General features: G+C 49.0%; 20 protein-coding genes. 6 read left to right on the forward strand and 14 right to left on the reverse strand.

The genetic code is table 11. From position 1 onward, the window contains the following. Positions 1-26 precede the first annotated feature (26 nt). From galU to ACFRAM_RS19610, 6 genes are all read right to left on the reverse strand, one after another. Positions 27-917 carry a UTP--glucose-1-phosphate uridylyltransferase GalU gene (gene galU, locus ACFRAM_RS19585; protein WP_066377222.1) on the reverse strand — a complete coding sequence of 297 codons (891 nt, stop codon included), beginning with the start codon at positions 915-917 and terminating at the stop codon, positions 27-29. Between the two features lie 42 nt (positions 918-959). Next, positions 960-1,601: a CpsD/CapB family tyrosine-protein kinase gene (locus tag ACFRAM_RS19590; RefSeq protein WP_379467285.1), complete on the reverse strand. Its 642-nt coding sequence runs from the start codon at positions 1,599-1,601 to the stop codon at positions 960-962. Beyond that, entirely contained in the window at positions 1,585-2,325 is a 741-nt protein-coding gene (locus tag ACFRAM_RS19595) for a YveK family protein (protein WP_379467286.1), read from the reverse strand. The genes ACFRAM_RS19590 and ACFRAM_RS19595 overlap by 17 nt, the downstream gene beginning before the upstream one ends. A gap of 301 nt (positions 2,326-2,626) precedes the next feature. Further along, positions 2,627-3,262 (reverse strand): response regulator, encoded by a 636-nt coding sequence (locus tag ACFRAM_RS19600; protein WP_379467287.1) that lies wholly within the window; start codon positions 3,260-3,262, stop codon positions 2,627-2,629. Positions 3,263-3,285: 23 nt separating this feature from the next. After that, positions 3,286-4,932, reverse strand: a complete 1,647-nt coding sequence (locus ACFRAM_RS19605) for a sensor histidine kinase (RefSeq protein WP_379467288.1) — start codon at positions 4,930-4,932, stop codon at positions 3,286-3,288. A gap of 632 nt (positions 4,933-5,564) precedes the next feature. Next, on the reverse strand, positions 5,565-6,422 hold the full coding sequence (locus tag ACFRAM_RS19610) for a helix-turn-helix domain-containing protein (RefSeq protein ID WP_379467289.1): 858 nt from the start codon (positions 6,420-6,422) through the stop codon (positions 5,565-5,567). Positions 6,423-6,503: 81 nt separating this feature from the next. Between ACFRAM_RS19610 and ACFRAM_RS19615 the strand changes: the two genes are divergently transcribed. Continuing rightward, complete coding sequence (locus ACFRAM_RS19615) at positions 6,504-8,432, forward strand: beta-N-acetylhexosaminidase (RefSeq protein WP_379467290.1); 1,929 nt, start codon at positions 6,504-6,506, stop codon at positions 8,430-8,432. 262 nt (positions 8,433-8,694) lie between these two features. On the opposite strand, the gene ACFRAM_RS19620 is transcribed toward ACFRAM_RS19615, so the two are convergent. Together ACFRAM_RS19620 and ACFRAM_RS19625 are read right to left on the reverse strand one after the other, a co-directional pair. Beyond that, positions 8,695-9,771, reverse strand: coding sequence for a Gfo/Idh/MocA family protein (locus ACFRAM_RS19620; protein WP_379467291.1), 1,077 nt, complete (start codon positions 9,769-9,771; stop codon positions 8,695-8,697). Further along, on the reverse strand, positions 9,764-10,102 hold the full coding sequence (locus ACFRAM_RS19625; protein ID WP_379467292.1) for a hypothetical protein: 339 nt from the start codon (positions 10,100-10,102) through the stop codon (positions 9,764-9,766). The genes ACFRAM_RS19620 and ACFRAM_RS19625 overlap by 8 nt, the downstream gene beginning before the upstream one ends. A 112-nt stretch (positions 10,103-10,214) precedes the next feature. Here ACFRAM_RS19625 and ACFRAM_RS19630 point away from each other — a divergent pair, with 112 nt between their 5' ends. Beyond that, on the forward strand, positions 10,215-11,159 hold the full coding sequence (locus tag ACFRAM_RS19630; RefSeq protein ID WP_379467293.1) for a hypothetical protein: 945 nt from the start codon (positions 10,215-10,217) through the stop codon (positions 11,157-11,159). A gap of 67 nt (positions 11,160-11,226) precedes the next feature. After that, the gene (locus ACFRAM_RS19635; protein ID WP_175374044.1) at positions 11,227-11,469 is read left to right on the forward strand and encodes an NHLP leader peptide family RiPP precursor; all 243 of its coding nucleotides are present in this window, start codon (positions 11,227-11,229) and stop codon (positions 11,467-11,469) included. A gap of 16 nt (positions 11,470-11,485) precedes the next feature. On the opposite strand, the gene ACFRAM_RS19640 is transcribed toward ACFRAM_RS19635, so the two are convergent. Together ACFRAM_RS19640 and ACFRAM_RS19645 are read right to left on the reverse strand one after the other, a co-directional pair. Further along, positions 11,486-13,414 (reverse strand): ATP-binding protein, encoded by a 1,929-nt coding sequence (locus ACFRAM_RS19640; RefSeq protein ID WP_379467294.1) that lies wholly within the window; start codon positions 13,412-13,414, stop codon positions 11,486-11,488. Between the two features lie 96 nt (positions 13,415-13,510). After that, entirely contained in the window at positions 13,511-15,412 is a 1,902-nt protein-coding gene (locus ACFRAM_RS19645; protein ID WP_379467295.1) for an ATP-binding protein, read from the reverse strand. Between the two features lie 254 nt (positions 15,413-15,666). Between ACFRAM_RS19645 and ACFRAM_RS19650 the strand changes: the two genes are divergently transcribed. Next, entirely contained in the window at positions 15,667-16,281 is a 615-nt protein-coding gene (locus ACFRAM_RS19650; protein WP_379467296.1) for a hypothetical protein, read from the forward strand. A 94-nt stretch (positions 16,282-16,375) separates the two neighbouring features. On the opposite strand, the gene ACFRAM_RS19655 is transcribed toward ACFRAM_RS19650, so the two are convergent. Then, on the reverse strand, positions 16,376-17,599 hold the full coding sequence (locus ACFRAM_RS19655; RefSeq protein ID WP_379467297.1) for an MFS transporter: 1,224 nt from the start codon (positions 17,597-17,599) through the stop codon (positions 16,376-16,378). Positions 17,600-17,809: 210 nt separating this feature from the next. On the opposite strand from ACFRAM_RS19655, the gene ACFRAM_RS19660 reads away from it, so the two are divergent. Both ACFRAM_RS19660 and ACFRAM_RS19665 read left to right on the forward strand, forming a co-directional pair. Next, the gene (locus ACFRAM_RS19660) at positions 17,810-18,517 is read left to right on the forward strand and encodes a peptidylprolyl isomerase (RefSeq protein WP_379467412.1); all 708 of its coding nucleotides are present in this window, start codon (positions 17,810-17,812) and stop codon (positions 18,515-18,517) included. 165 nt (positions 18,518-18,682) lie between these two features. Further along, positions 18,683-20,290, forward strand: a complete 1,608-nt coding sequence (locus ACFRAM_RS19665) for an S-layer homology domain-containing protein (RefSeq protein ID WP_379467298.1) — start codon at positions 18,683-18,685, stop codon at positions 20,288-20,290. Positions 20,291-20,990: 700 nt separating this feature from the next. Here ACFRAM_RS19665 and ACFRAM_RS19670 read toward each other — a convergent pair. The 3 genes from ACFRAM_RS19670 to ACFRAM_RS19680 form a co-directional block, all read right to left on the reverse strand. Beyond that, a complete protein-coding gene (locus ACFRAM_RS19670; protein WP_379467299.1) occupies positions 20,991-22,100 on the reverse strand; it encodes a Glu/Leu/Phe/Val family dehydrogenase in 1,110 nt (369 codons plus the stop codon). A 264-nt stretch (positions 22,101-22,364) separates the two neighbouring features. Beyond that, the gene (locus tag ACFRAM_RS19675) at positions 22,365-23,018 is read right to left on the reverse strand and encodes a nitroreductase family protein (protein WP_379467300.1); all 654 of its coding nucleotides are present in this window, start codon (positions 23,016-23,018) and stop codon (positions 22,365-22,367) included. Positions 23,019-23,178: 160 nt separating this feature from the next. Next, a complete protein-coding gene (locus ACFRAM_RS19680; RefSeq protein ID WP_379467301.1) occupies positions 23,179-23,616 on the reverse strand; it encodes an RrF2 family transcriptional regulator in 438 nt (145 codons plus the stop codon). Between the last annotated feature and the right edge of the window lie 132 nt (positions 23,617-23,748).

Genomic DNA, 23,748 nt, shown 5'->3' on the forward strand with positions numbered 1-23,748 from the left:
ACCGGATCATTCCGGCGGGCTTAAGCTTATCCTGTCAGGGTAGTTTGTCCGGCTTTGCTTAGCCATTCCGCCATAGCATCCATCACGGGGTAACGCAAATCCTCGTTTTGCAGCGCGAATTCCAAGGTAGTCAAGATATACCCGAGCCGTTCGCCAACATCATACCTTGTACCGTCGAAGTTATACGCGTACACTCGCTCACTCTGGTTCAGCTTCTGAATGGCATCCGTCAATTGAATCTCGCCACCCGCACCCGTTTCCTGCAGATCCAGGTATTTAAAAATCTTCGGTGTAAATACGTAACGACCCATGATCGCCAGGTTAGAAGGGGCTGTGCCCAGCGGCGGCTTCTCTACAAAGTTGTTCACCCGATACAGCTGTCCATCCTGGAAATCAGGCTCAATAATCCCGTAGCGGCTCGTTAATTCTTCCGGAATTTCCTGCACGCCGATTACCGAATTCTGCGTCTCTTCATACTGATCAATCAGTTGCTTCAAGCATGGCGTTCTGCCAGTGACAATATCGTCGCCAAGCATAACGCCAAAGGGCTCATCACCAATGAAACGTCTGGCACACCAAACGGCATGACCGAGACCCTTCGGTTCCTTCTGGCGAATGTAATGAATCTCCACCTTGGAAGAACGCTGAACCTCCTTTAGCAGCTCCAGCTTACCGTCTTCAAGCAGGCGGGACTCCAGTTCAAATGCGTTGTCAAAATGATCTTCAATGGCTCTCTTCCCTTTACCGGTAACAATGATGATGTCCTCAATGCCGGAGGCAATAGCTTCCTCCACGATGTACTGAATCGTGGGCTTGTTGATAATGGGAAGCATCTCCTTAGGCATGGCCTTTGTGGCAGGAAGAAAGCGCGTACCCAGACCTGCTGCAGGGATAATTACTTTTTTCACCTTTTTCATCGCACTCTACCTCCTAAAAGTTTCGATAGCCTGAATGTATCGTTATTTACTCTGGTTCATAGTAATACCAAGAATCTTGGAGCCGGTCTGCTCCAGCAGCACTTTCACCTTGCGCAATGAGTCACGCTTGGTTCTCCCGTATTTAGCGACAAGGATCACTCCGTCCGCCTGAGGTGCCAGAATTCGGGCATCACTGTAAGCAACGGCTGGAGGCGAATCAACCAGGATGAGATCATGACTGTCTTTGAGTGCCTTCAGCAAGGCGGCCATCTTATCACTGCCCAGTAGATCCGGCGGACTAACTACGGCGTGCCCTGCCGGAATCACGGTAAGATTGTCGAGCTTCCCCTGAACAGGAATCTCATCCGCTTCTTTCAGCCCGTCAAGATAAGCTGCCAGCCCTTCGCCGCCGTCGACCCCGAATACAGTGTGAAGTCCCGGATTTCGCAGATTACAGTCGACCACTGCCACTTTCTTGCCATCCTGCACAAAGGACACCGCCAGATTCGACAAAATCGTTGTCTTGCCTTCGCCCCTCTCTGCTGAAGTAAAGAGCAGCACTTGGCCACCGTCTTTGTGCAGCAAGCCAAGCTGCCGGATATAGGTACGTAGCGAACGGAACGATTCCGAAATATGTGAAGAAGGATTAAAATCTGTAATCAAACTGCTATTTAGCGGCAGCATAGGTGCCCTCCCCTACTCTCTCATTGAGACCTGCACCCTTGCTCAGATCGCGCTTGCGAATGGCCGGGATGCTGGCGATGACCGGAAGACCAATCTCGATCTCTGCTTCCTTCTCCGAGCGGAGCGTGCTGTTCAACGTCTCCATCAGGAGAATAATGCCGAGCGCCGCCATGAGTGAAACGACAAAGCTGATGACAATATTCATCAGGATACCTGCATTTGCTGCAACTGGCTTGTTGGCCGGATCAGCCGGTGTCAGAAGCGTCACATTGTCCAGCTTCATCAGTGACGGCAGGCTGCGGATGAAGGTCTGCGACACGGCATTTACAATGCCGGCTGCTTTGGTGTAGTTCTCATCCTCCACACTGAGGTTAATCACCTGGCTTTTGTCCGAAGACTTGATGTCCAGCTTCTTTCTCAGCTTCTCTTGCGTCAGGCCGAACTCAGGATGCTCAGCTACAACCTCCTTCAAGATCGTTGGAGATTTAAGGATCTCCTTGTAGCTCTCGATGAGATTGAGGCTGAAGTTCAACTCGTTGAGGTTGCTACCTGCGGGCACATTTGCAATGTTGTTAACAAGCAACTGTCCGGAGGCGGAGTAGACGGGTACAACGAAGTTTTTGCTGACGTAGAGGGTTGTAGCACAGGAGATCAGTACAAATACCGTAATCAGCCATAGCCTTTTCTTGATCAAGTGAATATAGTCCAGAATCGTCTTTTCCACAGTAACCCTCCTTCCGCATAAAATGCTTTGAAAGCATCCATGAAATTTTCAGTTATCTTACTTTTATTCTACCGATCACATCATGTCCCCACATGGGCCATATCTTTACTTTCCTTTTCACTTTGGGATAAGGGGGCATACGCCTTTAGAGGGGGGTACGGTATACTTTAGTGCCATATCGATAACATCAAGTAGTGTTCAGAAATTGTTCAGGTTAAGGTGCTAAGCTGTGTAGGCATAAAAAAAAGAACACGGACAATAGTCCGTGTTCTTCTGGCGATCCCGCCTAAGGCGGGTCGCCTTAATCATATGACATTTCGAATTTCGTCAGTCCAACCGCATTGGCATACAGCGCCGCCTGTGTACGGTCGGCAACCTGCAGCTTCGCCAGGATTTGGCTGACGTGCTTCTTCACCGTAAATTCACTGATAAAGAGTCTTGAGGCAATCTCCCGGTTGCAGGCCCCCTGCCCAAGCTCGATCAGCACTTCCTTCTCCTTCGGCGTCAGCTCGTCGGTCGGGCTGCTGCCCGTCATCCGCATCTTGTCCTCCATCAGTCCGGGGTCATAATATTTCCTCCCCTTGTGTACCAACTGGATGGCGAACAGCAATTCCTCAGGTAGTGCCTCCTTAAGCACATACCCGTCGACGAGCACCTCCTCCGCCTTAAGGAAGTCTTCCCTACTAGCAGACGAAGTTAATAAAATAAATTTGCTGGATATCCCGCGTGTACGTGCCGCCTTGATTACATCCAGTCCCGACTCATCGGCCAGCTTCAGATCAATCAGCACAAGATCCGGCTGCGTCTCCTCAATCACAAACAACGCTTCCTGGCCATTTGTAGCCTCGCCTGCAAACTGCACATTAGGCTGCATCGAAATGACCGCTGCCAATCCTCTTCTCACCAACGGGTGATCATCTACAATGACGATTTTCACTCAAACGACCTCCTGCCTAAAATTTATGCATTTTTCAGTTCCGCCGTGCCGACAGGTATCAGGATCAATATTTTGGTACCTGCATTCCTACTGCTTGATAATTGAAAATCGCCGCCCAACGACTGGGTGAGATACTGCATATTCTTCATACCGAGTCCGCCAGTGCTTTCTTCAGATTCGGTGTGTAGCAGAGCTGCATCAAATCCGGTCCCATCATCAGAAATGGACAATCTGATCCACTTGGGCTTCAGAGACAGTTCAACTTCCACTCGACTCGCCGCCCCATGGCGGATGGCATTGCCTGTAGCTTCCGAGATAATTCGGAACAACGCCTTATGGTAAGGGTAAGGAAGACTGAAGTCGTCCCCCGTTATTTTAAGTTCAATCTCCACATCATTCAACCTGGATAAGCTTTTTAGGTGCGAACGAACCATACCCAGCCAAGTAGGCCCACCGCTTTTCTTGGAACTGAGACTGTAGATGGTAATTCGCAGCTCCTTGGCAACCTTGGTGGCTGATTCATGAATCAGGTCTATCTGCTCCTCGAGCTGATAATCAGGCAGCTTCCTCCAGGTTTGCTTCAGAGAATGCGTTGCGTAGACGATGCCGAATAGGCTTTGCGACACACTGTCATGCATTTCGTCGGCAATCCGATTCTGCTCATTCGTGATGATCAGCCGGTTCTCGATAACACCCAGCTCATGGCGCTCCATAATGATCGCACTCAGCTCCGACAGGAACATCAACTGCTGAATGTACCATCTTCGCCCTTCCAGACCCTCCGCGTATTCCAGCTTCACGCCAATCATGCCTACAAACCGGGTACTCATACGGACAGGCATCAGCAGAAAATCACCGAGTCCGGGCAGACTCTTGAATACGGGATCGCGTTGTAGTCGCCACTCATGTTCATGCTTCTCTAGTTCGGAGAAGAGAAATAGCTCATCTTCCTGATGCCATCCGGTCTGCCGGCTCTCCGGTGCAGGCTCCCCGCTTTTTTTGGCGAACCAGAACAACGCCTTATCCAGCTTCGTAAGCTTCACCACATAGTCCGTAATCACTTGGCCAATATTCATGAAATCATGCTGGCTGGATGTTTCAACGATATGGTATAGCGATTTGATCTGTTCGAGCGTTTCTTTGGTCCTAGCGTTGGCTTCCTCCCGCTGACGTTTGATTCTGGCCACCATCTGCATTACGATAAGAGTAAGTACTAGTGCTAGAAACAAGTTCCCATTCTCAAGAACAGCTGCGGCGAAAGACTTATTCGCAGAATTGAGAAAAAGGTAACAAAAAGCAATAACTATGCCGATATAACTAAGAAGCAGGCTCCAACCAAAGTACAAGGACAATGATCCTGCAGCAATGAGGACGGGATTAAGTACATAAAGCCTAAATGGGCTGTCATAGCCCCCGGTAAGTAAAGTAAGCAGAATAATCAGTGCCATCTCTGTGCTCACAGCCATCATTAGGATGCGCGGTCTGCTTCGAAGCCTTCGGTAACCCATAACGAAGCCTTGAGCCAAAATAAATAACAGAATGATGATAAGGGATTTGTATAATACGGAAGGTCCCGCCGGTTTAAAAAGAAACATTAATGACGTAAGGGACAATGAAAAGCATCGGTAAAAGGCAATCATTTTGTCTTCCGCAGTTGATTTAATATTCATTCCCACCACCCTGTTCCCCAGTTTTGTGGAAAATGCCAGCTATATTTGTGCTTTGATAAAAGCATCATACATGAGAAAAATCACAATAACAAGTTGACGGCATTGTTGTGAGCGTTTACATTACAAATAAATAACGCGAAAACGCCCTTTTTTTCTGGTGGATAAGCTATTTGTATCCAAATATCGAAAAGAAAGCGAATTCAATGTGAGATATATGTCAGATCTTCATCACAAACAGCCTATCCGATTTTCGGACAGGCTGTTTTAAGTTTATTTTCAATAATTCCCCAAGAAAACCTCTTGGTATCCGACGGTTATTCCGATTGCTTGGCAACAGCATCATACAAATTCGAGGATTCACATATACAAATCTGATAACGTTGTCCCTCCACAATATGATACCCCGTGGTCAGGATGCGCAGTGATGATGCTCTGGTGTCTACACTATGGAGATTGTGACAACGGATGCAGTAAAATTCCCTCATGACCTTCATCTCCGCTAATAGTACGTAAGCACTAAAGTGAACTCACTTATATAAACTAAACAGTATCATTGTTCTATAAAAAAAGTCAACAAGAAACTGCAAATTACGACAAAATAAAGGGGAATAAGCGGAATTAATGTCGTTTAATCATATGTTATTGCGACATAACAGTGGTGAAATGCCCATATACTTCTTAAACAACCGGGAAAAATAAAAAGGATCACTGTAATGCAGCAGTCCCGAAATTTCCTTCACCTGAAGTGAGGTATTGAGCAGCAAATGCTTCGCTTCAGCCATCTTCAACCGGTGAATATATTCCTGCAAGGGATACCCGCTACTGCGGCGAACCAGGCGGCGCAAGGTGGACATGGAGATGTGGTGCTTCGCGGCAATCTGGTGCAAGTCCATCGTGCCATAGACACAAAAATTTAGGTCCTCCCTGATCTGAGGCATGGGATCAACCTGAGATGGTCGATTTTTTTCTTCTATTATAAATGAACACTCCAAAAGCATTCGTTCGAGACACAACGCTGCCCGGTCGGCATCTTCCGGAGCGCCCCCTTCCATCTGGCCGAGTACAGCTTCGAAAACCTCCTGCAGTCCCTTGACACCCTCCGCCTGAAATACGATGCCCCCGGCAATAAGACCTGACTCCAGCCATTCAGCAATACGCGTTCCGCTAAAGTTGATATAGTATTCATCCCAGCTCCCGCCGGGAGCGGGGCCAAAGTTGTAGGTAAATCCCGGCCTAAAGAAGAACAGGCTGCCTTCGCGTACCTGCTGCATCTTGCCGCCATTCTCCATATAAGTACCGCTGCCGGAGACGATATACACAATCGCCCACTGCTCGAACACAACTTCTGATCGAAATAGTGTTCTTCCCGGCAAATGACCCACCTGCCCGACTCGAATAGGCTTCAGCTTCAACCGGGAGGCATCCACCTTGGGATCTATGATGACAATCGGATAAGGGCTGATCGTATAATCCATGAGCTTGGGCATCATATGCATTCCTTCCTTGGTTTTCTGGTGTTATCGTTAAAGGGAAGATGATCATATTCTACATGAATAAGAGGTGGCTATGCTATGCCTGAATTTGTCTCCTTACAGCTTCTACCCCATCCCAAGTCATTGGACGTGGCCGAAGGGGCCTATGTTATCCCGGCCAACGGCCGAATTGTTATTGCCAGTTCTACACCAACCGGGATCTTGCCGGCTGCACGCAGACTTCAGCAGTTCATTACGCAAACCTTGAACTTTGAGTTAGCCTTGTCCATTGGTACCCGGTCAACGGTTCAACCGGCCTTCGTATTCAATCAAGATTCCGCTCTACCTCCACAGGCGTATGAGATTCATTCCGGCGTGACTGGTATCAACGTAACTTACAGCTCTCCGCAGGGTGCTTTCTTGGCAGTAGCAACACTGAAGCAGATTCTGAAGCAGACCGGAAGAAGCTTCCCATTCCTTACGATCCGGGATGAACCAGACTTCGGCGCACGGGGCCTGATGATTGATATTAGCCGGAACAAAGTTCCGAAGCTCGGCACCCTGTTCAAAATCGTGGATCTAATGGCGGATCTAAAGCTCAATGAATTGCAGCTATATATAGAAGGCGCACCTTTTGCCTACGAGTCTTTCCCTCAGGTATGGGAACTGGAAACTCCAATCAGCGGTGAAGAAATCCTTCAGCTGGATGCCTACTGCAAGGAGCGCTACATCGAGCTAGTGCCTAATCAGAACAGCTTCGGACATATGGAGGGTTGGCTGACCCGGCCGGAATTCAATCACCTGGCTGAGATCCCGGAAGGCTTCTCACTACCGGAAAGCATGTACTACAGCGAATTTTATCCAGATGGACTGCCTATGCATCCCGGCACCTTTGATACGGAAGACCCTGAGGTACTTAAGCTGCTGGAGAAAATGTACGATGATCTATTGCCCTACTTCAGCTCTTCCAAATTCAATGTAGGCTGCGACGAAACCTACGAGCTTGGGCTTGGCAAAAGTAAGGCGCTGGCAGAGGAGCAAGGCAAGGGCTCACTGTACCTGTCCTTTCTGCAAAAGATTCAAGAACTGGTGGAAGCCCGCGGTAAAACCATGCAGTTCTGGGGCGATATTATTATCCAGCATCCCGAGTTAATCCCTCAGCTCCCCAAGAATATCATCGCGATGGAATGGGGCTATAGTGCCGAGCATCCATTTGAAGCGGACACACTGAAATTCCGCGAGGCAGGCATTCCATTCTATGTCTGTCCCGGAACCAGCTCCTGGAACTCCCTGACCGGACGTACTGACAACATGCTGGCCAACTTACGCAGTGCTGCTGTTCACGGCAAAACCAATGGTGCCATTGGCTACCTCATTACAGATTGGGGCGACCATGGACATTGGCAGCAGCTTCCGGTCAGCTATGCCGGATTTGTCTACGGTGCTGCACTTGCCTGGAGTGTTAACGATAATCTGGAGGTCAATGTTACAGAATATCTGAATCAATTCCTTTTTGCGGACCATTCTTCAAACATCGGGCAACTGCTGCTAGATCTCGGCAACTACTATACACTAGAAGCCACCTATCACGGCAACGACTCCGAGTTGTCCATGCTGCTGCGCAGCGACCTGGATAATCTACGGATTATCGGGAAGTTGACCGCAGAACATTTCGACAAACTGGAAAACTACGCTAGAAATATCGCTGAACGGATCGAAGGGCTAGCTCTACAGTGCGAGGATGCAGAACTCGTGCTGCGGGAACTGCGCAGTGGGGTGCACTTCATAAGCCATGCGGTGCAGCTTGGCAGACTGAAGCTCCAACTGGCAGCGGGCCGGGATCAAGTGGACCGCGGCCTGCTCGCCGCGCAGATCCATGATCTGGATCTGCTGCTCCACGAGTACCGGTTGCTCTGGACGGAGCGCAACCGGCCGGGCGGCTTGGCGCTAAGCACCGCCAAGCTGGTCCGCCTGCGCGGCCAGTACGCAGCGCTGGCCGCAGACCTTGCGGAGCCGGCACGCGTGTAAGCGTGCCGCACGCCACAAGCTGTGCCTGATGCATCGGCACAGACATACAACAAAGCAGGCCAGCCTCCCGCGTTCGGAGGCTGGCCTGCTTGTGCAGCTGCAAAGCTATCTTGCTGCGCAGCTGCGCTTGTGACCGCTATATCTTGCTGCGCTGATACGCTTTCTTCCTGCTGCACCGTGCCATCTGCTTCAACTTGCAGCAGATCGCTTGCAGCAGGTCCGCCTCACTGCCACAGCGCGGCAGTGAGATTGTGACTCAGCCTTACAAGGCCCAAGGCTGAGTCTCTGAAGTCACAGCTGTGCCTGTGGCGACAGCCTGATCCAGCAGCAGGGACAAATAATGATCCTGGCTGCCTTCGGCCAGGCTGTAGAAGGACGGGCCGCCCCGCACATAGTGGGCCATCCGGGCCAGACTCTCCGCAATTGCGATTTCATCATCCGTCAGGCGGGCCGGGATAAAGGGATTGCGGTATAGCCATTCTCCGTCCGCGATAATTCCTTTAAGATAGAAGCCTTCCAGGTTTCCGCCATGTCCGGCATCCATGCGGCGCAAGTTTGTGTACACCGGATTGTCAAAGCTCTCTAGCCAAGCGACGTCATGATTGACAATCTCCCCGCGGTTACCCCGGACAAGAATCCGGTTGCTGCGGATCCAGGAGAAATATTGCTCACCCGTGAAATCGAACAGTCCCAGCTTGTCCCCGAAATCGAAGAAAGCAATCTTCTGATCCGCTTCCACCGTCTCTTCGGCTGCCGGCGGGCCACTACGTTGCGGTCCGTTGATAATCGGGGAACGGAATTCCCGGCCGCTGATGGTCACATTCTGAAAATCGATACCGAGTAACTGCCGCATCAGGCTGATCCCATGGTAGCCATGTGCCGCCGAGATCTGAGCTTGACTGATCTCACCCAGCCGGCCGGATCGGGCCAGCGCAATTCTGGCGGCATGCATCGGCTGGAACAGATATTGCTCAGCAACCTGGATTTTGGCCGCAGCCCCGCCTACTGTCTCCCAAAGTGAGATCAGTCCTTCCAAATCTGAGGCGGGCGGTGTTTCCGTCAGCACAGGAATCTGTGCTGCAGCAAGTTTTGCTATAAATGACGGACTGACCTCCCGGCTCAGGGAAACTACCGCAAAGGAATAACCTCCTGCCGCGATGAACTGCTCCAAATCCGTATATACAGTCACGCCCCAAGCTCTGCTCAAGTTTTCAGCCTTGTCCGGATTCCGCACGTACATCGCGCCAACCGAGAAATGTTCCGGTAGCGCTTTCGCAATCCGCAAGAAAAACTCGGCCCGCCAGCCGCCGCCAACCAATCCAAATACAACCTTATCCATGTTCGCCACCTCTTCCTGTATTGTCCGCTCCGCCACGCCGCTCAATCAGATATTCCCAGCGCAGCTCTTCGTATTGATTTTCAAGCATTTCCCTTTCCTTACGCTCCACTGCTTCGCGCTTCCCCGCCTCTTCTCCACTCTCTTCATCTTCCTCAATTCTCCAGAGATCGGTGAAAAGATAGTCCCTAATCTCTACAATTTTACCGTCCTGGCGTCCACCCTTCCAGAACAATCCTGCAGAGGAACGCCGTAGAGTTCGTCCATCTGGCGTCACAGCTTTCTGGCCGATCCGGATGGCCATTAGCATTTGCCCGAAAGTATACCATTCCATGGTCCTATGTCTCCCTAAATTAAGATTGAAATCGTCACAGCAGAACGCTATAATCAGGAAAAACGTCCCATTTTATTACATAATATTTAAATTTATGACAGGAGATGTACCTATGGACTGGCTTTATGCTTATGAGGAAGAGCTTCGCTTGGTGTTTGAAGATAGCAGGCGTACCATCTCTGCATTTCCAGAGCCACTGCAAGGTCAGGGCATGTCCTACCTTGACCATTTTAACGTATTTACGGCTGGGAGTCACAAGAACTATATCTGTTATCTGCTCCCATTCTGGCTGCGGGACGGATACGGCCTGCCAGCTGAGGTCACCCGTCAGATGTCACGGGGCAATGTGTTCCTCATGCTCTACTTCTTTATTCAGGATGATCTAATGGACAGTCACGAATCCTTCGCTCATTCACATTTGCCACTGGCTAATTTATTCTATGTCGAATTCCTCAAGATTTACCGGCAGCTGTTCCCTTCAGATTCCCCCTTCTGGTCGTTCTTCAGTCGCTATATTACCGAATGGGCCGACAGTGTCAGCAATGAACACACAGGCGATTACTTCAACAATAACCGGGTGAAAATCTCCCATAAAGCAAGCCCACTTAAGCTCAGTAGCACCGCCGTCTTGCTTCTGACCGGCCATGAAGAAGTCGTGCCCTCTGCCGAGGCGATGATGGATGATGTGTTGCTCACCTTGCAGATGCTGGATGACTACGAAGATTGGGAAGAAGATTGGAAATCGGGCAGCTACAACACGTTGCTCTCCCTCGCGAATAGCCATCGGCCAGAGGCGCAAAGCGAACTTACCCTCGGGGAGATTAGGGATTTCATTTTTACGACAGGGGGAATAGAACACTTCGCTGACATTGCAAGAGCCACCAACGACGGACTTTCAGAACATGCTCTAAACGCCCCTCATTTGTATACTTTTCATCAGTTGTTATCTGAAAATTTAACGCATATTTCTGCTTCAATCGAGGAGGAAAAACGTCTTTTGCAGAGCGGAGGACTCTCTTACTGGCTCTCCAAAAATATGACAGATATGCATAAATAGTAATAGAATCAGAATAGGCCTTATGCTATACTAATGAGGAAAATATAACCATTTTGGGAGGGTGATTATTTTGTCAGAAGCGATTCTTAGAAATCAAGTGATTCAAAAGGCATGGGAAGATCCGAGTTTCAAACAAAGACTGCTCAGCGATCCGAAGTCAGCCATCCAAGAAGCTCTGGGCATCATCATTCCCGACAGCGTTACATTAAAGGCAGTCGAGGAAGACTCCAATGAATTCTATCTTGTCATTCCTCCAAGTCCGGCTTCCGGCGCCTTGAAAACCGACGTTAAACCACTGGGTTCCTGGTAATACACCAAGATCAACTTCATAAGGAGCGGGAAGCATCCGGACGTTCTGCCAGCGGCAGTGTCGTAATGGATTCGGTTCCTGCTCCTTTTTTGCTGGAGAATACAATTTCCCCCTGCATGGCCTCAATAATACGGAAGGTCACCATCAGCCCAAGCCCGGTCCCCTTCGTCTTGTTGGAGAAATACGGCTCCCCCAGCCGGTTCAGCACCTCAGGCTCCATCCCTTCTCCGTTATCTCTTATACGAATGTGTACCTTGTTGCCTTCACCGTATGCCATGATCTCAATATGACCCTCCTCCCCCATGGCCTCGATGCTGTTCTTGATAATATTGATAAAAGCCTGCTTGAATTTAGAGGAATTCCCCTTGACCCACAGCTCACCTTTTACATTCAGATCCATCTTCCCATTACTCAAATGGCATAGCGGCAGCATAATACTCTCGATATGATGAAATTCCTCGTTCATATTCAGTACACTGATCTGTTCGAATTCCGGCTTGGCAAAGGTCAGGAAGTCCGTAATGATGTTAGAGGCCCGGTCCAGCTCACTGATGGCCATGTTCAAATACTTCTTCTCTGCCCCATGTGATTTCCCGCCAAGAAGCTGCAGAAATCCTCTTGTTACCTGAAGCGGGTTGCGCACCTCGTGTGCCACAGAAGCCGCCAGTTCACTGATGATCTCTAGTTTCTCTGACCGCTGCAGTTCATTGTTGAACAATTCAAGCTCCCGCGAATACTTGATTACCATCTGATGGTTCAGCATCAAGCGGCGACCTAAAATAACAATGAGAGACATGATGAATACGACTAACGCCCATTTCCAATAAACTAAGTCATAGTCTCCCTTGCGGACATAGTACCAAATCAGCTCCACTACCCCGGTAAGCGCAGCTGTACCGAAGCCGATGGCAAAAATAATAGCTTCCTTATTGCCCTTGGCCGAATAAATGATTACACAGGCAATAAGCAGGATGAACTGAACGATGAGGATAAGTCCCACAATATTCGTGGAAATAAAATAATAGAACTCCACAAAGCGATTCCCGGATAATCCGTTAATCACTAGCCAGGCTAGGCAGAATAGAGAGTAGGCGACCTGGAACTTGCGAAACCTCCGAATTACCGCACACTTGCCGCTTCCGAAGATTCTCTCGAACAGGAAGGTCAAGGAAGGGAGCAATGATAGGAGCGCTATATCCAGCATGACGATACTTACATTGCCAAGATAGCTGTAAAAGGTATAGATAAACGGAGAATAGGTAATGGATAGCACACCTGTGGAGAAGATAACGATGGCCAGGGCCACGATACTGGAGAAATATGCCTGGTTCAGATAAAACACACATACAAACAGAACTAAAGCTACAAAAATAAAGGCGCTGCCCAAAATAACATCCATCAGCCCGCTCTTGACATAAGAGTTGATCAATTCGCTGTGCTCGCCAATGACCACTTTATCCTTGATGCCGATCCGGTCCTGCAGTGTTTCCGTCCATATATATAACATTTTCCCGCTGTCCCCGCTACCTAGCGGTAGAAGCAGAGAATAGTTATCCTTGATAAACGAGCGGTCCCCTTCAAAAATTAGCCGGTTATCCACGAACACTTTGACATGCAGCGCATACAGGGTCTTAATGTACAGCGAAGGAGAGGTGAAATGTAATTCTGGGATAATCATACGGCTCCAGGCAGCAGAAATACCTGGGGGCAGATCCATACGGCCCTGACTACCATCCACGGTTGTCCAGGCTTGCCCGTCCGTGATTCCCGAAGGCATTTCTGTCCCCGGGACCGGAGCTTGCGGACGACTCTCCCATTCCATCTGCCACTTGGTCAGCTCATACGTTGTTCCGGAATTCGCCGCAGATGCCAGCAGTGAGCTACTGATCATCAGAAGAAGGCAAAGTGCCGCTGTTATATGAAGACTTTTCACAAAGACTCGCATTCAAGCACCTCGCGGGGAATATTGAGAGACTCATTTATGTTCTTACCTTCTATTTCGCGCAAGCGGCCGCCCAATCCTTTAAATACGGAATAAAATCTATTCCGGGTCGACCGCCGGAAATTTGATAATCACCTCTGTGCCCTCGCCCTTCTTGCTCTGGAACTCCAAAGTGCCCTGCATCGCCTCAACGATACGGAACGTTACCATAAGCCCAAGTCCCGTCCCTTTGGTCTTGTTTGAATAGTACGGCTCGCCCAGGCGAGACAGCTCACTGACCTTCATACCTTCTCCATTGTCCTTCACACTAATCAGAATCTGATCCCCTGATCTCCATGAGGTGATGACGATCATCCCCTCTTCGCGCAAAGCTTCGATGCTGTTCTTGATGATGTTGATAAAAGCCTGCTTGAATTTGGAGGAACTGCCGAGCACATAGAGACAAGGCTGCAACTTCAGCTCAATTTCCCCTCCCTGCATGTGGGCCAGCGGAAGCAGAATACCCGACACATGTCTGAGCTCTGCGGAAACATCGAGCTGGACTACCGTCTCCATACCTGGCTTTGCGAAGGTGAGGAAGTCCGTAATAATTAGCGAGGCACGGTCCAGCTCTGCCACCGCCATTTGCAGATATTCCTTTTCCTTTTTACCGGAACGTTCCCCTAGAATCTGTAGAAAACCTCTGGTCACCTGTAACGGGTTGCGAACTTCATGTGCCACCGATGCAGCCAATTCGCTGATAATTTCCATTTTCTCAGAACGCTGAAGATCGTTATTGAACATCTCGAGCTCACGTGAATATTCCACCACTTGCTCATGGTTTCTGGCGAACCCTCTGCCCAGGATCACAATCAGTGAGATGATGAATACTACCAGACCCCATTTCCACCAGTAGAAGTGATACCTCTCATTGGTGGCAAAGAATAGAGATAACTCTGTCAACGACAGCAGCGCAAAGACGGCAAAGCCTGCAGTGAAAATAATGGCATCCGAATTGCCGCGATAGGCATAGATAGCCGCCAGGGTTAGTAAAAAGACAAACTGGATCATCATCAAGATCCCGACAACACTGACCGTCATGAACCGATATATATCGTCCAAGCGATAAGATGCGGCCGCATTCAATATCCAGAGCGACAGACTGAATAAGGAATAGCCTATCTGGAATTTCCGGAAGGGAACAATAAACCTGTTCTTACTGCTGTCGAATATCCGCTCAAAGTAAAGAGTAAAAGTCGGAAGCAACGTAAACAATGCCAGATCAAACAGCAGCTCTGTCAGCCGGCCCTGACTTCTTAATACAAGTGGCAGGAGCGGTGAGTACACCACGACCAAAATTCCGCATGATAAAATAATCAGCATCAGCAATAAAGCACTGGAGAACGGCTCCTTCTTGAGAAACAGGGAACACACGATCAAGATGGACGCCATAAAAATAAGCGCCGTACCAATGACAATATCCATAAAGTCCTGTTTGATATAGTAATCCAGCAGTTTCCCATAATTCCCCACCAGAATGCGGCCCTCAATGCCGGGTCCTTTGCTGCCGCCTCCGCTACTCCACAAATATAGCTGCCCTCCGGAGGTTTCTTCACTTAGAGGAATCAGAATTTTATTCCCGCTGAAACTGTTCTTTCCTTGCAAATCATACACAAGCTTATTATTCAGGAAGGCCTTAATATCCTCTCCGAATACTTTATCAATTAGCAGTGCTGAATTCTCTGTCAGCCGCGGGACTGTCACCCGCAACCATGCTGCATGGGCTCCCTCGGGGGCCGCTGGCATTGGTGTTTGTTCGATTACTTCTATCCATTCATCACCCCTAGATGCCGCCGCTTTCATGGCATCGGGTGCAGTTGTATTCTCCCATTTCAGTTCCCAGCCGGGCAATGATCTGCCTGATGGTCCGCCCCATTCCAAGGCTACCCCTATAGGAACGATGGCCGTCAGTAGTAATAGCACAAGAACTACCGCCGCTGTTTTTTGTAGTGGCAACTTCATCTCGGCACCTCAGTAAGTCGATAGTTGTATGTATAGTATGTACGCTTCTTAATTTCGACAGCCTTCGAGCTATCCCTCCCTCTATCTGCAAATAACCTCGAAATTAGACGATTTCACCCCTAATCTGGTTAATGCCGGGCCGGAATGAATATATTATGGATGGGGCCTGTCCACCTGTCAGACGATTCGCACCCGCATAGAAGGGTAAAGAATATACATTGGTATTTTACACCATATTTAGGGAGCTGAGATGCATGGGCAATGAATTCAATAAGACAGAAGCCGATTTCGCTTACGAACGATATCGTTCAAGCCGCGATACCTCGCCTGAAGAGGAGATTCCTACAGATGTTATTCGTCCCGTTGGAACAATAACCACGCGGGGTAACAGCGAAGACCCTACCCCTAAAGACCGGGTCCCGCTGGAATCAGCGCTTGCCATCCACAGGCCCGTCGGAGCCATCCCTGTAGATTTTGACGGGGTTATCGATGAAGGATCAGATCCGGTATTGGTCGGGGATGAATATTTGGCCGCAGATATTGGTCTGAACGTTCCGGAGCGGGGCCTTCACCAACAAGAAAGACGGGAGCGTCCGATTCTAGCCTCTCCAGCACCAAGACGGGATGATCTACTTGAATCCGACGCTGTGTTGGCGGCCGACGCTGCGGGCCTGACCGGCACAACCATTGATTTTGCAGATGAGAACGAGACTTCAGCAGAGATCGACTACGACGAAGAGGAACCGCTGGAGGACATCCCGGATGCAGATGATCTGGAAGCGGGAACACCCGTCGACCCTGTCTCTCCCCCAATCGACGCCATGCCGGGCATCGATGTATTGAATGGTTCACAGGGAGAAGAAGACTAACCATCAGAATCTCCATGAAAGTTAAACGCCGCCAGACTAACCGTCTTGGCGGCGTTTATAGGGTAAGCAACCTAATCCAGGGTGCTTCAGCCAATTATTGCGATGAAGCGGAAGTGCCTGGATGACGAACCTCCGATAGCCTAGCCTCCAGTCTGCGCGATTTCACCAGCAGCGCTGCGCCCAGCAGCATCAGCCCGTTAATAACAAATACCCAGCGGATTGGAATAAGTCCACCCAACAGGCCGCCAACAATCGGGCCTGCCATTGTCGCAAGCTGGGAAGCAGATTGGTTCAGTCCGAACGCCCGGCCACGGAAGGACGACTCGGTCACCTGTACAATCATGGCGTTAATGGATGGCAGGACTCCGGCGTAGAACAAGCCATAGGCAAAGCGCAGCAGAGCAAATTCCACATAACCCGAGACGAAAAACTGCAGGATGTTGCCGATCCCCCCGCCGATCAAGCCGATGAACAAAATGACTCCGAAGCCCTTGCGGCTACCAATGCGCCCCCACTGCGGCGCCATCAACACAGTAGCAATGCCGACTGCGGAGAAGACAATTCCGGAGCTGAGAGAGGCATGACTCTTAGCTACACCCATACTGAGCAGATAGATCGGGATGAGCGGTTCCAGAATCATCACGGAGAACGTACTGATTCCTCCCAAAATAAGAAGGGTGATGAATACCCGGTTGCTCGCCGCTTCCCTGATGTCATCCCGCACATGGGATCTCGGGGCAGAGCGGTCAATGCTCTGCTCATGGGCAAAAAAGGTGGCAGTCAGTGCTGAGACCAAAACCATCACTGCAGAGAACAGGAACGCGCTCCGGTTCCCTGAATAATAGCTCACTACACCACCGATCAGCGGCCCAATGATACTTCCGGTTGCCCCTGCCGTAGACATAATGCTGAGGGCATAGCCGGTCCGCTCTTCAGGCGTATTGGTCGCTACCATGGCAATCGCCGCAGGAATGAATCCCGCCAGCAGCCCCTGGAGAATACGCACAAGCAGAAAGACGTATGGATCATGCACAAAATAATTAATCAGATACAGCGCGGCCAGGCTGAATCCTGAACGAATCAGCATCGGCTTGCGACCGTATTTGTCAGCCAAAGAACCCCAGTACGGTGCGATCAGAGCACTGGCCAGAAATGTAATGCCGAAACTGATACCGGACCAGATCTCCAAATGGTTCGTTACCCCAAGCTCATCGGAGAGAAAAATAGAGAGGAACGGAATCGAGATCGAATATGCCGTACTGCAAAAGAAAACTCCTACCCAAAGCACGATCAGGTTCCGCTTCCACGAAAAGTTCATCAAGTACACGTCCTTTCAGCGTTTTCCTTGGAAGCATCCTACTATTGTAAACCTCTTTGCAACAGGTGCCAATCCCCAGGAAGGAACAAGCATTTTTTTGCATGCAGCAGGACAAAGAGGTTATTATAGGCTAAGACAATGATTTTTCAAGCTAAAGGAGCGAATAAAAAGGTGAAGTTGACAAGAAAGAACCCTGCCATCCTTCTGGTAATGCTATCCTTGCTGCTGATTGTAGTGTCCGGCTGTGGTGCGAAGCCAGCAGCCAATAATAGCAGTAGCGCTGCAGGCAATCAGACAGGGAATCAAACCAGCAATACCGCACAGGAAACGGCAGCACCACAGGAGACCAGCACACCGCAGAACAATGCCGAGGGCAGCGGGCTTCCCTCTGACACTGCAAGCCATCCTGTAGTAACCATCGAAATGGCTGATGGCGGAATCATCAAGGCCGAGCTGTACCCTGAGGTTGCTCCTAACACCGTCAACAATTTTATCTCCCTGATCCAAAAGGGCTTTTATGACGGAACCATCTTCCACCGGGTCATTCCAGGCTTTATGATTCAAGGTGGCGACCCTGACGGCACCGGCATGGGTGGACCGGGTTACAGCATCGCTGGCGAATTCTCCGGCAATGGGTTCAACAACAACCTGCTACATACGGAAGGTGTCCTGTCGATGGCCAGATCGCAAGATCCCAATTCCGCAGGCTCCCAGTTCTTCATCATGACAGCTGATGCTCCACATCTTGATGGAAGCTACGCTGCATTCGGCAAGGTCACAGAAGGTCTTGAAGTAGTAGACGCCATCGTGAATTTGCCCCGCGACAGCTCTGATCGGCCAGAACATCCACCGGTCATGAAGAAGGTAACTGTCGATACCCTTGGCGTCACGTATCCGGAACCACAAAAAGTACAGTAGTACCATTAAATCAACAAAAACCCGGCAGAACGTTAGCGGTGAGATTACCGTGAGCGCTGCCGGGTTTCTTAAGTTATGAGGCATGTAATCTACCAATATCTCATCAATGAATAACGATTCAATCTTTGATACAATTTTATAATTGATATCAATAGGAGGAATCTCGTGAAGAGCATATTCAGTAGATTCATATTTGCAGCCATCGTTATCATTTACGCAATAAGCTCCTGGAGTCAGCCTATGTTGGCGGATAAACTGCCGCCTTTTGAAGATATAAGCACCAGCTATGCTAAAGACGAAATTATCGATTTATATAATAAAAAGATTATTACAGGAACCTCATTAACGAGTTTTTCACCAACAGAGTCTATTACTAGAGCCGAATTTATAACGATACTGGAACGTTTGCTAAAGCTTGATCCCGTAGCCAGTCCAGTAACATCCTTCACAGATGTAGCGAAAAACGCATGGTATTACGGCTCTATTCAAACCGCTGTGCAGTTGAACTTGGCAACTGGAACCTCACCGACTACTTTTGCTCCTAAACAAGCCGTGACAAGACAAGAGGCTGCTGTCTGGATGGCAAGAGCCTTGAAACAAGTGAGTGGAAATTTTACTAATCTGACAACCTACAAGGATAGTAATCATATCGCTGCTTGGGCTGGCGGTTCTGTTGCTGCCGTTAGTAAGCTAGGATTAATGAAAGGCGATGAAACCGGATATTTCCGGCCTACGGAAGCCATAACCCGGCAGGAAGCCGCTGTACTGATGTATCGGGTGTTGCAAAATAAAAACTGGGTTGCTGCACTTGAGCATGCACCAAATGAAGGAATCGTCATCGGTTGGCAGTATGGATCCACCGCAGAATATGAGCGTGATATCTTGAAATCCGATGTGAACACCTTGTCACCGCGTTGGTATTTTGTAGGGAAGGATGGCGTCGTATCAGATTTAACGGAAACCTCACTGATTTCATGGGCAAAGGGTAACCATAAAAAGATTTGGGCAATGGCCGGCAATCGATCCGATCAAGAAGCTACGCATCAACTGTTATCCAGCACTACTGCCAGAAATACAGCCATTACGCAATTAGTAGCTATGGTGAGTAAATATGGCCTTGATGGGCTTAATATTGATTTTGAAAATGTAGATGGTGCTGATCGGCGGTATTTCACTGATTTCATTACATTATTGGCGGTGAAGCTGCATGCCGTGGGGGCTACACTGTCTATAGATGTATCACCAGATCTTGGAACTGATTGGACTGAGGCATTCGATTATGCTGCGCTTGGCAAACAAGCCGATTATGTTGTCATCATGGGGTACGATGAGCATTACGAAAGCAGTCTCTATCCTGGCTCTAATGCTTCGCTTCCCTATATTTCAAATGCAATAGATACTCTTCTGAAGGTCGTCTCCAGTAAAAAGATCATCTTAGCTATGCCATTCTATAATCGGGACTGGACGCTCCTGCCAAATGGAACAGTGTCCTCATCACAATATATAACGTTTCCTGAACAGAACCAACGGATCAGCACCTATTCCATGCGACCGGTGTGGAATGATACCTTGGGTCAATATGTTGCTAGCTACACGAAAAATGCTATTAAACACACGATTTGGTTGGAAGACGGGCGGTCTTTAATTGCTAAATACAACGTTGTTGCTAATAAAAAATTAGCTGGTGTCGCCTATTGGTACATTGGCGGAGAAAGTCCCGACATTTGGACGAGCCTTAGAAATGCCGAGAAATATTATGGTTATGCTTTCTAAAGATGTGGAATTCAGAGGACAGTTAGGGATATGACTGGATTGTGCCGCCACGGATCGGGAGGTCTTCCGACCACTGTTAAAGCCTGATTTTTGGATTGAAAGTTTCTCCACAAAACAACTTCATCAACACAACCGACCCAATCAGTTCAAGATATCGTATGGAGCTAACATTGAGTGCTCGCGGATGAGACCTAACATTGGAGTGCTCGTGGTTGTGACCTAACATTGAGTGCTCGCGGATGAGGCCTAACATTGGAGAGCTCGCGGTTGGGGAGCTCCCATATAGGAGCTAACGGACCGTATCGTCGTTATTTTCGCATAAAACTTCTTTTTAAGCAGCTAGCGGACTCAGGTGACGTTATTTCCTCCCAAGTAGCGGATCTTGGGCAGGATTTCTGCCCATAGGGTCTCTGGAGTCCGTTATCTTCCTGAAAAATTGAATAGATAGACAATAAGGCCTCTGGGGTCCGTTACTTGGCGGCAACACGAAGCAATCCGTGATTTTGTGGTGGACACAGAGAAAATAATAAAATCTGGATTCGTTAGCAATTGGAATAACGACGCTCCTTCGCACAGCATCCATTCTAAGTTCTCACGTCAATCCCCGCTCCAAACATAAAGGGTATCTCAAAAGCATGTCATGGCTTTTGAGATACCCCTCTGCTTTAAGACGGTCTTTCGATTATCTACAAGACCATGATTACCTTACCGACAGATTTCTTCTGCTGAGGGTGTGATGCCCGTTCTGCAGGAATGTGCTGCGGGTATTTTTGAGAGACGCTATCCGCTCCTCTGCAAGCCGGTCGGCTGCGGCGTAAGTCGGAATGCCATGGTTGCGCGAAATCTCCAGCACTTTGGTGATGTTGTCGTAGATCTTCGCAACCTGCTGATAGGCACGTTCCCGGTTATACCCGTTCAGTTCATCAGCAATGTTAATTACACCGCCAGCATTGATCACATAATCCGGTGCATACACAATGCCCATCTCATGCAGCGCCTCACCATGCCGCGCTTCCTTCAACTGATTATTCGCCGCACCAGCAATAACGCTGGCCTTGATCAGTGGCAGGGTCTCATCATTCAGAGTTGCCCCCAGTGCGCACGGTGCATAAATATCACACGCTACACCGATAATCTCATCAGGATCAACCGCCTTCGCACCGTAAGCTTCAACAGCACGGCTGACTGCCTCCTTGTTGATATCCGTCACGATCAACTGAGCACCTTCCTCATGCAGATGCTTGCACAGATTGAAAGCGACATTGCCAACACCTTGAACGGCAATCGTCTTGCCCTCCAGTGAATCCGTACCGAAAGCCGCCTTGGCTGCTGCCTTCATTCCCTGATAAACGCCAAATGCTGTGGCAGGCGAAGGGTTGCCCGAGGAACCGAAGGTAGGCGAGGTACCGGTGACATAATCCGTCTCCTGATAGATGATGTTCATGTCTTCTTCCGTTGTACCTACATCCTCAGCCGTGATGTAACGGCCGTTCAATCCTTGTATGTATCGCCCGAAAGCGCGGAACATGGCTTCACTTTTATCTTTTTTCGGATCGCCGATAATTACAGTCTTACCTCCGCCCAGATTCAATCCAGATACGGCATTCTTGTAGGTCATCCCTTTGGCAAGGCGAAGGGCGTCTATGACGGCTTCCTCTTCAGAAGCATACGTCCACATCCGTGTACCCCCTAGTGCTGGCCCCAGGGTAGTATCATGAATCGCAATTATCGCTTTCAGGCCTGATGCCTTATCTTGACAGAATAACAACTCCTCGTAGTCATCCCGCTCCATTGCTGCAAACCATTCCATGTCTTCAAGTCTCCTGTCTCTTGATCTAGTTGTTCCAAGCTACCCTAACAAAGCTAGTATAAGCGGAGAAAAATGTCAATGTGATACAACACGGCGATCATACCCAATAGTGGTGATGGGACCAAACCCTGTATTGTCAGGATCATAGGATTTTCCGAATGAAAAAACATGACTGCCTTTCACCGAGCCGTAGTCAAATTAAAAACTCAAAAAAGCCGGCCGGCTTTCACCGGTCGGCTATTACTTATGATTACACAAGCAGAATTATTTCTCCCCTTGGAATTCATTCCAAAATGTCACTTGTTCGAGCGGCAATCTTGTGGTTGGCCGTCCTTCAGCAGCGGCTTTACCTAGCGCGATCAGCATTACGGGAACATAACGCTCCGGAATCTGGAACAGTTCACGGAAAGCAACAGGATCATAGCCACCCATAGGAACAGTGTCATAGCCTTTAGCTTTTGCTGCCAGCATAAGCTGCATGGAGATCAGACCGCCGTCGATTAGGGCGATATTTCTGCGCCGTTCCGGACTGAAGCTGGAATAATTATTCCAGGTGTTGTTGACCATCGTTTCCTTGATCTCTGGCGTGATGAATCCCTCAGCCTGCGCCTTATCATAGATTGTATGCACATTGCGATAAGCCTCGGTATCGCCCAAAACAGCGATTATAGCCGATGCGTCCACAGTCTGCTGTTGATTATAGGCGATCGGCAGCAATTTTTCTTGCAACGACTGGTCGTTAATCACGATGAAGCGCCATGGCTGAAGATTGGAGGATGAAGGGGCCAAAATGGCCTCATTGAGAAGCTCCTCGATTTCCTCCTTGGAAATTTTCCAGGATGGGTCGTATTTACGCACGGAGCGCCGCTCGGAAATCACCTTCTTAAATTCCTGCTCTACCTTTAATTCTGTTGTCATAATAACGCCTCCTCTTCCTATCCTATTTCTGTGTGTTTAAATGCACAGTTAGTTGCAAAAAAAATTTATCCCTGTGTCTTCCCCTGCTGCGCTTGAATCTATGTCATCAGATTTAACTGTAATTTTATATGCACAGTATAATTCAGAAAAAACAACTTTGTCAACAAACGGTTCTGGCTGTCAAATCTGCAAGTGTATGTTGCTCCAGCACAGACACTACACTCTGGTCCATTTCATCCAGAATATCATCGCATGCCTCCTTCATTCGGTTGCCGAATTTAGAGTCGCATATGGTTTCACTCACAGCCTTATTGCGTGATTCGCCTACTTCTAATGCCCGGTAAATCTCTGCCAGCGTAATATCTTCCGGAGCCTTGTTCAATATATATCCGCCGTCCCGGCCTTCTCTTGTCACAAGCAATTGATCGCGGACCAGACTGGCTAGAATGCGTCTTAACGCGGTAGCTTCCGAATCTAATAGCTCCGCCATTTCACAACTGGAGCAGGTCGTAGCTTTGCGGGCGAGAATAACCATGGCCTGAAGCGCCAATCCGAACGACTTGTACTGCAGAGATCCTGTATTTCTCGTCTTTGTCATGATGGCCCCTCTTTCTGATGTGATCTCTATTTATGCTCTAAGTATAGGCTTCAATCACTATTTTGGCAAAATAAAAGCTCTGCCGCTACCCAAAAGGGTACGGCAGAGCTCTATATCCATGCACATTGTTCT

It is taken from the genome of Paenibacillus sp. NPDC056722 (assembly GCF_042790635.1).
Taxonomy (GTDB): domain Bacteria; phylum Bacillota; class Bacilli; order Paenibacillales; family Paenibacillaceae; genus Paenibacillus_AQ; species Paenibacillus_AQ agri.